This window comes from Maribacter halichondriae, from assembly GCF_027474825.1.
In the GTDB taxonomy this organism is placed as follows: domain Bacteria; phylum Bacteroidota; class Bacteroidia; order Flavobacteriales; family Flavobacteriaceae; genus Meishania; species Meishania halichondriae.
This window is the reverse complement of record NZ_CP107030.1, coordinates 2,384,707-2,396,982: the sequence shown is the minus strand read 5'-3', so window position 1 is coordinate 2,396,982 and position 12,276 is coordinate 2,384,707. Positions and strand designations below refer to the sequence as shown.

At 41.4% G+C, this 12,276-nt stretch carries 17 protein-coding genes and 1 pseudogene; 17 read left to right on the top strand and 1 reads right to left on the bottom strand.

Features of this window, described 5'->3' with window-relative positions; genetic code table 11:
• Nucleotides 1–57: 57 nt before the first annotated feature.
• The 17 genes and pseudogenes from N8A86_RS10920 to N8A86_RS10840 all read left to right on the top strand — a co-directional run.
• Nucleotides 58–366: pseudogene (locus N8A86_RS10920) on the top strand (DUF4286 family protein); the annotation flags it as partial.
• Nucleotides 346–711: a gamma-glutamylcyclotransferase family protein gene (locus N8A86_RS10915; RefSeq protein WP_273569059.1), complete on the top strand. Its 366-nt coding sequence runs from the start codon at nucleotides 346–348 to the stop codon at nucleotides 709–711. The pseudogene N8A86_RS10920 and the gene N8A86_RS10915, both read left to right, overlap by 21 nt.
• 90 nt (nucleotides 712–801) lie before the next feature.
• Nucleotides 802–1,665 carry a 16S rRNA (adenine(1518)-N(6)/adenine(1519)-N(6))-dimethyltransferase RsmA gene (rsmA, locus tag N8A86_RS10910; protein ID WP_273565412.1) on the top strand — a complete coding sequence of 288 codons (864 nt, stop codon included), beginning with the start codon at nucleotides 802–804 and terminating at the stop codon, nucleotides 1,663–1,665.
• Complete coding sequence (mgtE, locus tag N8A86_RS10905; protein WP_273565411.1) at nucleotides 1,652–3,004, top strand: magnesium transporter; 1,353 nt, start codon at nucleotides 1,652–1,654, stop codon at nucleotides 3,002–3,004. The genes rsmA and mgtE overlap by 14 nt, the downstream gene beginning before the upstream one ends.
• A gap of 79 nt (nucleotides 3,005–3,083) precedes the next feature.
• Nucleotides 3,084–4,004, top strand: coding sequence for a carbon-nitrogen hydrolase family protein (locus N8A86_RS10900; protein WP_273565410.1), 921 nt, complete (start codon nucleotides 3,084–3,086; stop codon nucleotides 4,002–4,004).
• A gap of 10 nt (nucleotides 4,005–4,014) precedes the next feature.
• A complete protein-coding gene (locus N8A86_RS10895; protein WP_273565409.1) occupies nucleotides 4,015–4,380 on the top strand; it encodes a cupin domain-containing protein in 366 nt (121 codons plus the stop codon).
• A 2-nt stretch (nucleotides 4,381–4,382) separates the two neighbouring features.
• Nucleotides 4,383–5,324 carry a 2-hydroxyacid dehydrogenase gene (locus tag N8A86_RS10890; protein WP_273565408.1) on the top strand — a complete coding sequence of 314 codons (942 nt, stop codon included), beginning with the start codon at nucleotides 4,383–4,385 and terminating at the stop codon, nucleotides 5,322–5,324.
• 9 nt (nucleotides 5,325–5,333) lie between these two features.
• Nucleotides 5,334–5,744, top strand: coding sequence for a response regulator transcription factor (locus N8A86_RS10885; protein ID WP_273565407.1), 411 nt, complete (start codon nucleotides 5,334–5,336; stop codon nucleotides 5,742–5,744).
• Between the two features lie 100 nt (nucleotides 5,745–5,844).
• On the top strand, nucleotides 5,845–6,351 hold the full coding sequence (locus tag N8A86_RS10880; RefSeq protein WP_273565406.1) for a DUF4199 domain-containing protein: 507 nt from the start codon (nucleotides 5,845–5,847) through the stop codon (nucleotides 6,349–6,351).
• Between the two features lie 5 nt (nucleotides 6,352–6,356).
• Nucleotides 6,357–6,809, top strand: a complete 453-nt coding sequence (locus tag N8A86_RS10875) for a DUF1801 domain-containing protein (protein ID WP_273565405.1) — start codon at nucleotides 6,357–6,359, stop codon at nucleotides 6,807–6,809.
• A 99-nt stretch (nucleotides 6,810–6,908) separates the two neighbouring features.
• Nucleotides 6,909–7,295, top strand: a complete 387-nt coding sequence (locus tag N8A86_RS10870) for a VOC family protein (protein ID WP_273565404.1) — start codon at nucleotides 6,909–6,911, stop codon at nucleotides 7,293–7,295.
• Between the two features lie 55 nt (nucleotides 7,296–7,350).
• Nucleotides 7,351–7,821, top strand: coding sequence for an NINE protein (locus N8A86_RS21580; protein WP_337251587.1), 471 nt, complete (start codon nucleotides 7,351–7,353; stop codon nucleotides 7,819–7,821).
• Between the two features lie 199 nt (nucleotides 7,822–8,020).
• Nucleotides 8,021–8,344: an ArsR/SmtB family transcription factor gene (locus N8A86_RS10860; RefSeq protein WP_273565403.1), complete on the top strand. Its 324-nt coding sequence runs from the start codon at nucleotides 8,021–8,023 to the stop codon at nucleotides 8,342–8,344.
• An 11-nt stretch (nucleotides 8,345–8,355) separates the two neighbouring features.
• A complete protein-coding gene (locus N8A86_RS10855) occupies nucleotides 8,356–8,847 on the top strand; it encodes a DUF6428 family protein (protein ID WP_273565402.1) in 492 nt (163 codons plus the stop codon).
• A gap of 12 nt (nucleotides 8,848–8,859) precedes the next feature.
• On the top strand, nucleotides 8,860–9,432 hold the full coding sequence (locus N8A86_RS10850) for a hypothetical protein (protein ID WP_273565401.1): 573 nt from the start codon (nucleotides 8,860–8,862) through the stop codon (nucleotides 9,430–9,432).
• 13 nt (nucleotides 9,433–9,445) lie between these two features.
• Nucleotides 9,446–9,940 (top strand): GNAT family N-acetyltransferase, encoded by a 495-nt coding sequence (locus N8A86_RS10845; RefSeq protein ID WP_273565400.1) that lies wholly within the window; start codon nucleotides 9,446–9,448, stop codon nucleotides 9,938–9,940.
• A gap of 28 nt (nucleotides 9,941–9,968) precedes the next feature.
• Complete coding sequence (locus N8A86_RS10840) at nucleotides 9,969–10,328, top strand: arsenate reductase ArsC (RefSeq protein WP_337251586.1); 360 nt, start codon at nucleotides 9,969–9,971, stop codon at nucleotides 10,326–10,328.
• A gap of 57 nt (nucleotides 10,329–10,385) precedes the next feature.
• On the opposite strand, the gene N8A86_RS10835 is transcribed toward N8A86_RS10840, so the two are convergent.
• Nucleotides 10,386–12,203 (bottom strand): lysophospholipid acyltransferase family protein, encoded by a 1,818-nt coding sequence (locus N8A86_RS10835; RefSeq protein WP_273565399.1) that lies wholly within the window; start codon nucleotides 12,201–12,203, stop codon nucleotides 10,386–10,388.
• Between the last annotated feature and the right edge of the window lie 73 nt (nucleotides 12,204–12,276).

Sequence of the window (12,276 nt, the reverse complement as noted above, 5' to 3'; positions counted from 1 at the left end):
GAGCGCAGTCGAGACCTATTGGCACAGGTAGTTCTCGACTGCGTATGAACAGGCAAAATGTACATCTACAACGTAACCACCAATATCGAAGAATCCGTTCATGAAGAATGGGTGAAATGGATGCAGGAAATCCATATCCCCGATGTCTTGGCGACGGGTAAATTCTTGAATGCCAAGATGAGTAAAGTCTTGGTGGAAGAAGAAATGGGTGGTATCACCTATTCCATTCAGTTTACCACTTCCGATAAAAAAATGTTGGAACGATATTATCTAGAAGATGCGCCTACACTTAGAAAAGATGCGCATCGACTGTTTGCAGGTAAATTCGTTTCCTTTCGTACAGAAATGGAGGTTGTCAGCGAGCACCGGAATGAAAATGGCAGTGCCACTCAATACCTTTTTACCTATGGAACCTTACAGGACGAATCGGTACAAAAGGCCCATTTAGGCAGAACACTTGATGGCACAAAAGATACACTCGCTTGTCATAAAATTTCGGAACTAAAAATTGCAAATGCCTATCCGATTATCATCCCTACGGAAAAAGAGGAAGACACCATTACCGGAATATGTTACGTTTTAACGCCCGATGAACTTTTAGCGATAGATTTTTACGAGGGCCAAGAATATACTAGAAAACAAGTACGCCTGGCATCCGGAAAAAAAGCTTGGGTCTATCTCGGCAAAACCAAAAATTCCCAAGAAAAGTAAACTACCTCGGGGCAAGCCCGCGAGGCATTTAAAAAAGCAAACATTTTAATTTCGAGGCAAGCCTCCTTTTTAATCTCGATTATCGAGTAAATGTCCAAAAGAAAGAAAAAACCGTTCAGAAAATCACATCAAGGTCAGCGTCATCGCGAAGGCCCTGTAAAGGCAAAAAAATATCTGGGCCAGCATTTTTTAAAAGATGAGGGTATTGCCCAACAAATTGCCGAGACCCTCTCTTTAAAAGGATACCGCAATGTTATAGAAATCGGCCCAGGTACGGGCGTACTTACAAAATATCTTTTGCTGCGTGATTTGAATTTGATAGCGATGGATCTCGATACCGAATCGATTACCTATCTCAACCATAGTTTTCCATTGGAACATCCGGAAGTACTAAAAAACATTAACTCGTTACGCGTTATTGAGGCTGATTTTTTGAATTATGATCTGCCCACTCTTTTTGGTGAGGAACAATTCGCTATCACAGGGAATTTTCCGTATAATATATCCACCCAAATCGTTTTTAAGATGTTGGAGTATCGGCATCTGGTTCCAGAATTCTCAGGAATGTTCCAAAAGGAGGTGGCCGAACGTATCTGTTCATCCTCCGGCAACAAAACCTATGGTATCCTCTCCGTTCTGGTACAGGCATTTTATGAGGCGGAATATTTGTTCACCGTACCACCTACGGTTTTCGACCCCGCCCCAAAAGTAAACTCGGGTGTACTGCGTCTTACACGAAAAAAGGAGGTCGCCCTAAATTGTAATGAAAGTCTATTTTTCAAGGTGGTCAAAACCGCGTTCAACCAACGTCGCAAGACCCTTCGCAACAGTCTAAAAATAATGGAGCTTTCCGATAATCTCAAAGAAGATGCTATCTTTGACCTTCGCCCAGAGCAATTGGCCGTAGCCGATTTTATTGCTCTTACGAAGAAGATAGCAGATGACACCGTTTAAACTTACAGACGAGCTCATAGCTGAAATCGAACAGCTGATCGAAAACCGAAGCGATACCAAATTGGTTTCGCTGATGGAAGAGGTGCACTTTGCCGATGTCGCCGAGATTATCGATGAGTTGAATGTCGATGAGGCCACCTATCTTATAAAACTATTGGATAGCGATAAGACTTCCGATATATTGACCGAGCTTGATGAAGATGTTCGCGAGGCCATTTTGAACAATCTTTCGGCCAAAGAAATTGCAGGGGAACTTGAAGAATTAGATACTGATGACGCGGCCGATATCGTTGCCGAACTGCCCCAAGAAATCGTACAAGAGGTCATCTCCGAAATCGAGGATAGGGAACATGCGAAAGATATCGTAGACCTACTCCGTTATGACGAAAATTCAGCGGGGGGCCTGATGGCCAAAGAGTTGGTACGGGTAAACGAAAATTGGGACGTACTCAAATGCGTAAAAGAGATGCGCGCCCAAGCCGAGAATGTGACCCGGGTACATTCCATCTATGTGGTCGATGATGAAGATAAACTAAAGGGTAGATTATCGTTGAAAGACTTATTGACCACCTCTACAAAGACCCATATTAGTGAAGTCTATATTCCCAAAGTGGATTCTGTAAACGTCAATGAAAAGCCAGAGGAAGTGGCCAAGATCATGAGCAAATATGATTTGGAAGCCATCCCCGTAGTCGACGAAATCGGAAGATTGGTCGGCCGCATTACCATTGATGATATTGTGGACGTTATTCGTGAAGAAGCCGAAAAAGATTACCAGCTCGCAGCGGGTATTTCAAAAGATGTAGAGGCAGATGATAGTATTTGGGACCTGACCCGTGCAAGACTGCCTTGGCTCTTTTTAGGTCTGATAGGAGGGGTCGGAGCAGCGGCCATTATGGGCGGCTTTGAAGAAATGATCAGCAAACATGCCATTCTCTTCTATTTTACCCCATTGATCGCGGCGATGGCCGGAAATGTCGGAGTTCAGTCAAGTGCCATTATCGTACAAGGACTTGCCAATGACGATTTAAAGGGAAGTATTGAAAAACGATTGGTCAAAGAGATGCTATTGGCTACTTTGAACGGATTGATTTTAGCCGCAGTACTTCTTTTGTTCACTTGGGCCTGGAAAGGAAATTTCTTGACCGCGCTGGCCATTTCGATTTCGCTCGTGGTAGTCATCATCGTAGCAGGTATCATTGGCACCTTCATTCCACTTTTTCTTCACAAAAAAGGTATTGATCCCGCTATTGCCACTGGACCGTTCATCACTACGAGCAATGATATTTTTGGTATCCTTATCTATTTTTGGATCGCCAAGATAGTTTTGGGCATCTAGCCCGAGCATCCTTTTGAAAATTTGCGCTATCTTAGAAAATTGGCTACCTAATCATTCCAAGCCCAAATAGTTGTAAGCAATGAAAGTAAAAGTAGGCGTAATCCAAGACAGTCCTGTATTCTTTGACAAGAAGAAGACCTTGGAAAAAATTGCGGACCTGACCCAAAAATATGCCCAAGAAGGATGTGAATTACTTGTCTTTCCCGAATCGTTTATTCCCGGTTACCCTCGCGGATTTTCTTTCGGGGCCAAAGTTGGCAGTCGCACCGATGAGGGAAGAAAACTATATCAGGAATTCCACGAGAATAGTATCGATGTCGAAAGTGATGATTTGAAATTCTTGGAAAAGCTGGCCCAAACAACCAATACTTATTTGGTCATAGGTGCCACGGAAAAATTAGCTGGCCATGGAAGTCTCTATTGTTCCATGCTCTATATATCTCCGGAAAAAGGACTATTGGGTATTCATAGAAAAATAAAACCTACCGGAACGGAACGCGTGATCTGGGCGGAAGCTTCCGGAGAGTCGCTCACAACCTTTCAAACCAAGATCGGAAGGTTGGGCGGACTTATCTGCTGGGAAAATTATATGCCCTTTGCGCGTATGGCGATGTTTCAAAAAGGGGTAGAAATCTACATTGCCCCAACAGCCGATTCTAGGGAGACTTGGTTGGCGACCATGCGGCATATCGCTCTAGAGGGTAGATGTTTTGTACTAGGTTGTAACCAGTATTTTACCAAATCGATGTATCCTGAAAAATATCAAAAATTATTGGTCGATGAACCAGAAGATATTTGTCCGGGCGGAAGCGTTATCATATCCCCCATGGGGAAAATACTCGCGGGACCTTTATCGAACGAATCAGGAGTTCTGGTTGCAGAACTTGACCTAGATGAAATCAATCAAAGTAAACTTGACTTTGATGTCATTGGGCATTATGCAAGAAACGATATTTTTGAATTTATGGTAAAGAATCAACCGGAAATCAAAAAAGAATAAAATCAAGATCATGAAACCCATCAACCTTAACGAAAAACATACTCTTTTCAGCAAACAATGGCATCCGCACCAGATTGCGACCGTAGATGATATGCAGGTAATACTTGCCAAAATACAAGGGGAGTTCGTTTGGCACGTCCATGAAAACGAAGATGAACTTTTTCAAGTGCTTAAGGGAACACACTACATGCAATTCCGCGACCGAACCGAAGTTGTCAATGAGGGAGAAATTATTGTTGTTCCGAAAGGGGTCGAACACAATCCGATGACCAAAAATGGTGAAGAAGTGCATCTTTTGCTTTTTGAGAAACAAAATACCGCACATACGGGCGATGTCAAACATGAAATGACCCAATCCCACTATCCGAAGATTTAAATATGAAGGTACTACACGTCGATACGAACCATCCTTTGATTGTTGAGCAGTTCGCCGCAATTGGTTTCGAGAACCATGAAGATTATACTTCCTCCAAAGAAGAAATTGAAAAGAAGATCCATGAATACGACGGACTGATCATCCGCAGTCGTTTTTCCATTGACCAAACTTTTCTGGAAAAAGCGACGAACCTCAAGTTTATAGGCCGTGTTGGCGCAGGATTGGAAAATATCGATATCGATCAAGCAAAATCCCAAGGTATTTTTCTTGCCGCTGCCCCCGAAGGAAACCGAAATGCCGTTGGGGAACATACACTGGGAATGCTACTTTCTTTATTCAACAAATTGAACAAGGCCGACCATGAGGTGCGGTCCGGAAAATGGGATCGTGAGGGCAATCGGGGCGTGGAACTCGAAGGAAAGACCGTAGGCATCATCGGCTATGGCAATATGGGCAAAGCCTTTGCCAAAAAACTTCGGGGTTTTGATGTTGACGAGGTTATTTTTCATGACATCAAGGGAGGTATCGAAGATGAGAACGCACGTCAGGTCGGTATCATGGAACTCCATCAGAAAACCGATGTATTAAGTCTTCACATTCCACAAACTATCATGACGAAAGGAATGATCAATTCCGAATTTATTGAGAAATTCCATAACCCCATTTGGTTGTTGAATACTGCCCGTGGGAAATGTGTGCTGACTGAAGATTTAGTAGGAGCACTAAAATCTGGTAAAGTCTTAGGTGCTGGATTGGATGTACTGGAATACGAAAAATCATCTTTTGAACATATGTTCACAGATAACGAACTTCCCGAGACCTTCAAATATTTGATAGAAGCTGAAAACGTATTGCTCACTCCGCATGTGGCTGGCTGGACGGTTGAAAGTAAAGTGAAACTGGCCCAGACCATTGTAGACAAGATAAAGGCCAAATTTTGCTAAATTTATGCTGTGAAGCGTACCCTTTTCATTTTTACGACCCTGATTATTGCCTTACTTGGTCTATTTAAGCTAAGTACTTACGCCTATGCATATGGTGATTCTTCCATCGAACCGATTATTGCCCTAATCGCAATAGTTTTCTTTTTGATAGGGCTTTACCTTAACAAGAACGGTCTCCAGAAAAATATGCCGGAAAAGCCACCTTTAGCTCCCAAGAAATTGAAGGAATTGGGGCTCAGCAAAAGGGAATTTGAAGTTCTGGACGGCATCGTCTCGGGCCTATCCAACAAAGAAATCGGAGAACGATTATTTCTATCCGAAAGTACTATTAAGACACACGTGTCTAACCTTTTCGTTAAATTGAATGCCAAGCGAAGGACACAGGCCATTCAAAAAGCCAAAGAAATGCAACTCATTTAAGTACATCTTCTATGAGTGAATAATCAATTTGGTACTTTAGTATGAAGCCCTTTTTTGTACACAAAATTATATTTGTGTCCAATCGTCTAAATTAAATAATATGAAACGTACAATCCTACGATTCGGGCTTTATAGCACAATAACTATCTGTCTTTTATCCTTTCTGATCTGGGCGCTCATAGGAGTCACAGATGACGGTATGGGTGAGATTATCGGCTATTCATCAATGGTCGTTTCATTGCTATTTGTCTTTTTTGGCATTAAACACTTTCGCGATAAAGAGAACAACGGTGGCGTAAGTTTCGGAAAGGCCCTATTAATAGGTGTTCTTATTAGCTTAATGGCCTCCATAGCTTTCGGTATATTGGATATCATTTACGTGAAATTCGTAAACCCCGAGTTCATGACAGATTACTACGATAGAATGTTTGAACAGGCCCGGTCATTACCGGCTGAGGAATTTGAAATTCGAAAGACGGAGCTCGAATCAGAAAAAGAAATGTTCTCGAATCCGTTTATGCACTTTTTTATTATGTCGATGATGGTGTTTGTGATAGGTTTTATAATATCGTTGCTTTCGGCATTGATCCTTCAACGTAAAAATTAATAGCTATGCAATACAAAGCGGATACACCAAAGGAATACATCGAGCAGCTTCCTGAAGAAAGAAAAAAAGTCGTCACGAGAATTCGGGATATCATTAACAAAAACATTCCAAAAGGTTTTAAAGAACAGATGAGCTATGGTATGTTAGGGTGGGTAGTGCCACATTCGCGATACCCAGATGGGTATCATTGTGACCCGAAACTTCCCCTGCCCTTTATCAACTTAGCATCACAAAAGAACTTCGTTGCCCTCTACCATTCGGGAATCTACGCAGATCAGAAATTTTATGATTGGTTCGTTTCCGAATATCCGAAGCACTGCAAAAGAAAGTTGGATATGGGCAAGAGCTGCATCCGGTTGAAGTCCATGGACGATATTCCGTACGACCTCATCGCCGAACTCTGCTCTAAAATGACCTCCGAAGATTGGATCGATATTTATGAGAAAGCTGTGAAATAGAAATAGAAATATCCCTGCGATCAAGTATCGTTAGGTATCCTCAAAGTAGGTTTATCAGAATTTATTCAAACAACTCAATAACCTAATAATAAGCAACCCATGAAGAAGAGAGTAACCGGACTCGGAGGTTTTTTCTTTAAATCAAAAGATCCCGATGCGATAAAAGAGTGGTACAAAAATCATCTAGGCATCCCTACCGACCAATATGGATGGACGTTCTGGTGGAAAGACAAAGACGGCAATGATTGCTCCACACAATGGAGCCCCATGGCCGACGACACCCAGTATTTCAAACCCAGCGACAAACAGTTTATGATGAATTTTCGCGTAGAAAATTTGGTTGAGCTCCTGAAAATATTGAAAGAAGAAGGAGTAACTGTAGTAGGTGAAATCGAAGAATACGACTATGGAAAATTCGGATGGATTCTCGACCCAGAAGGCAACAAGTTAGAACTTTGGGAACCGATTGACAAAGCCTTTCTTTGATATCTAAATATTTGTTACATTTAGTACTTGTATTAACCACCAAAAAACAACAAAAATGTCAGATGAAAATAAAGATTTAGACGATATGGCAGAAGATGCTATGGACGGCGCAAAAGAAGGGGCAGAAAATCTGGGCGATAAAGCCGAGGATGCTTTTGATAGTGCAAAAGACAAAGCCAAAGATTTAGGCGACAAGGCAAGTGAGAAATTCGAGGATGCCAAAGAAGCTACCATAGAATTTGCTGAAGACGCCAAAGAAAAAGCAAGTGAGTTTGCAGAAGATGCTAAAGAAAAAGCGAGTGAATTTGCCGATGAAGCCAAGAAAACGGCCAACGAATTTACAGAAGGTGTCAAAGATGCTTTTGATGGCGCTGGCGGGGAGAACAAAAAAATATTGGCAGGTATATTGGCCATTATACTAGGAGCATTAGGGGTCCACAAATTTATTTTAGGCTACCAAAAAGAGGGGTTCATATTACTGGGTATTACAGTAGCTTCCTATCTATTGATGTGCTTTTTGGTTTAGGCCTACTATTCGTCTGGATTCCCGGCCTGATTGGTCTTATTGAAGGTATTATCTACTTAACAAAATCCGATGCGGAGTTTTATAACACCTATCAAGTGGGTAGAAAACCCTGGTTCTAAAAATCTAAAAGCTGAATTTTAAACGATTCAGCTTTTTTATATAATTTTATTATCGTAATATTGCAATATATAGATATGTAATGGGGATTACCAAAACACAGATGTTCAATACGAAACAAAACCAGCTAGCCACGATTTTTAAGGTATTGGCTCATCCGGCACGTATTGCCATACTACAGTATGTAAGTACACAGCCCTCTTGTATATGCAATGATATTGTAGAAGAAATCGGCCTCGCCCAACCCACTATTTCCCAACATTTAAAAGAACTCAAAAGTATCGATCTCATCGAAGGTGAAATCGAGGGCAAAAAAATCTGCTATTGTATCAACCTTGCCAAATGGAAGGAGATACAAGAATTGTTGAACGCCTTTTTTAACAAAACAAAATTTAACTGTTGCTAAATAACTGAATCATGCAAACACAAGAATTTCTATCCCTATTAAAAAATCATCCCAATAAAAGTCTCGTTTTCGAGTATCGAAACGGGCAAACCGTGGGAGCAAATTATCATATTACCGAAGTGAAGAACATCACCGTTGATTCGGTCGATTGTGGTGCGAGAACCGATTTTTGGAAAGAGACCATCATACAATTATGGGAGAGTCCTGATGAGAAGGACAAGCGTGAATATATGTCCGCTTTCAAAGCACTGGGCATTTTGAACAAAGTAGACAAACTTAAACCGATGGAAAAAGAGGTAGAAGTCAAGTTCGAGTACAGCAATGCCGATTTTCACACAGCGCAATTGTTCGTAAACGACTATGAAATCCATGAGGAAAGATTACTGTTGAAACTCGGTATAGAAAAAACGGACTGTAAGGCTAAAGAAACCTGTGGTGTACCCGTGGAAACAAATATAAATGAGGAAGCTTGTTGTTCACCTGAAGGCGGATGCTGCTCATAAATCAAACCAATTATGGAAATATTGTTCTATTTAGCCACATTGTGTCTGTTACTTTTTATGGTCTTGGCCACGTATGATGGCCTATACCTCCATATTTTCAAGTTCGGACTTTTTAATAGAGATGAAAGCATTTTTGAGCACAAAACACATACGGTTCGGGCGATTTTGTTTCCCCTGATCGTATGGTTCCTGTTTATCAACGAGACCAGCTTTATTAGATTTTTGATAGGAATTGCACTCGTAGGATTGGACTTAATTGTACTGGTCATAGATGCGTATTCTGAAAAAGATAGCCGAAGTTTCATGGGTGGGCTACCTAGATGGGAATATATCATTCATCTGTTTTCAAATGCCTTTCACTTTTCCGCGATAGTTCTTGTGCTCGCTTTAAAATTGGAAATAATAGGGTCCAATATTGTTTTTGTCAATAACATTCCACCTTCAACGGCCCATGAAATATTTACTTTCGTTAGTGTAAATGTTATTCCGGGCGCCATTATATTGGCCCTTTTGCATTTTATCTTAATGCTCAAAAAGCCGCGTGCAATTTGGAATTCATACCGAACAAAAATAACTTGTTGCTAGAATGGGTGAGACCATGAACATAATAATAAGACCAATGGAAGCTGAGGATTGGGCCTCTGTTTCGGAAATCTATAAAGAAGGTATAGAGACAGGTTTCGCAACATTTGAGCAAGATATTCCTTCATATGAAACTTGGGATTTTGCACATATGAAAGTCTGCCGATTGATAGCTGAAAAAGATGACTCCATTTTAGGTTGGGCAGCTCTTTCGCCTGTTTCAAGCCGCTGTGTATATGGGGGAGTTGGAGAAGTCAGCGTTTACATTGGACAAAACAGTCGTGGAATGGGAGTAGGCAAAATATTAATGGAAAGCTTGATAGCCGAGAGCGAAAAAGAAGGAATTTGGACCTTACAATCGGGGATTTTCCCAGAAAATATAGGAAGCATCCAACTTCATGAAAAGGTCGGTTTTCGATACATCGGAAAACGGGAGCGCGTCGGTAACCTAGATGGCATTTGGAAAGACAACCTGCTTTTTGAAAGACGAAGTAAAGTAGTGGGCATATAAAGAACTCCATAACGCTTAACCAAAATATATGAAAAACATACTCGTACTCTGTACCGGAAACTCATGCCGAAGTCAAATGGCCCATGGTTATTTGGAACGATTAGCTAAGGGTAAGGCCAAAATCTATAGTGCAGGTATCGAAACCCACGGGCTTAACCCCGGTGCAGTATCCATCATGGCCGAAGATGGTATCGATATCACGTCGCATACTTCGAATCATGTGGACGAATACCAAGGTATTGAATGGAGCTATATTATCACGGTTTGCGACCACGCCAAAGAAAATTGTCCGTTCATACCATCGAAGAATGCAAAACGAATTCATCATAATTTTTTTGATCCGTCTAAAGTGTCAGGAAGGGAAGAAGAAAAAACATGCCGCCTTTGAAAAGGCCAGAAACGAAATCAGGGATTTTTGCGAAGACTTTGTAGAGAGCGAACTTTCCTAAGCACTACCATTATCCTGGGCTTCCATGAACTTCCGCTCAAGCTCTGCTTGAAACTCTTCCATTACAGGTTTTACGGTACTTTCGGGCAAATCTGCGATCTTTATGTACATCAATCCGTCCACAGCGTTGTTGAACAAAGGATCTACGTTAAAAGCGACCACTTTCGCATTTTGTTTGATGTACTTTTTGATGAGAACGGGCAATCGAAGGTCCCCGGGTTCTACTTCATTGATCAAACGATCGAACTTATTGAGGTCGGCCTCGGTCTCATCGAATACAAATTCCTTATCGGCATCGTTAAGTTTTACCTTGAATTCTTTTTTCGGCCTTACATATTGCGCCACGTAGGGATCCCAATAGTTCGATTTCATAAACTCGATCATCAACGATTTCGAAAAATTCGAAAACTGGTTGCTGATACTTACCCCTCCTATCAAATACTTATGCTCAGGGTGCCTTAGGGTGGTATGTACAATGCCCTTCCATAGCAAAAATAGCGGCATTGGTTTTTGTTGGTACTCTTTGACGATATAGGCCCTACCCATTTCAATGGATTTTTCCATCATGGGGAAAAGTTCGGGCTCGAATCGAAAGAGGTCTTGTAGATAAAATCCATCGATACCGTATTTGGCAAAAATCTCGGATCCCATACCCATACGATAGGCGCCAACAATTGTTTTTTCCTCGTCGTCCCATAGAAACAGGTGATGGTAATACTCATCGAAAATATCCAAATCTATCGAATTGTTAGTGCCCTCGCCTATTGCCCTGAACGTAACCTCGCGCTGTCGGCCGATTTCCTTTAAAATAAAGGGCATATCATGCGCCTGTGCCAAAAAGACTTCGTAATTCTTACTCTGCAGCAAACGACAATCTTTTTCACGAAGTTTTTCGATTTCTCCTTGAATGACCTCGGTACGAACGGCCATAGCTATTTTTCTGGGAGTTTTCGGAATTTTCAAGGTAGTAGGAATCTGATCAATAAGGCGTTCTTTTTCATAGGCATTGGCTAGTATGTAGGTCTTTTTACGTAAAAGTTCGGTGAACGCTTCCAAGGTTTCCTCTTCTTTTTGAGCCGCGACCGAAATGGGCTGGCCGATCCTAACTTTTATAGGTCGGTTTTTTTGCGAATATACTTCAGAGGGCAATTTGGCCGTTCTGAAGATGTCGTTCATTTTTGAAAGCCAATAAAAAAATTTGCTGTTTTTGGCATGAAAATAAATGGGAACCACTGGCACTTCCGCCTTCCGAATCAACTTAAGGGCAGCTTCCTCCCAAGGTTTATCGACTATTAATTTTCCGTCTTTATAGGTTGATACTTCACCGGCAGGGAAAATACCTAAGGGACGCCCGTCACGCAGATGCAACATGGCATTTTTGAAACCGGCCAGACTGCTTTTTACATCTTTCCGATCTTCAAACGGATTCACTGGCATAATATAGGGTGCCATGGGCTCTATACGATGCAACAGAAAATTGGCGATGATCTTGAAATCAGAGCGATGGGATACGAGTAATTTCAATAGTAGTACCCCATCGATTCCTCCCAAGGGATGATTTGAAATCGTAATAAAGGGACCTTCCTTAGGCAAACGTTTAAAATCATCTTCGGGAATTTCAAAATCGATCTCGTAATGTTTTAATATGGCATCTAGAAAATCTAGTTTTTCCAGGTGCTTGTTTTGATCATAAAAAGAATTGATGCTCGAAATTCTAGTGACCTTCATCAGCACCCATGACATAAAGGTACCCAAGAAGCCATACTTATCAAGATTGATAGCCTTGGCCACCTCTTTTGCGGTCACTAAACCCATATGCGTCGTTTGATTAGATGTGGGCTAAGATAGGAAAAACGCTAGAGCCGAGGGTCATTTTAACATTTACCTG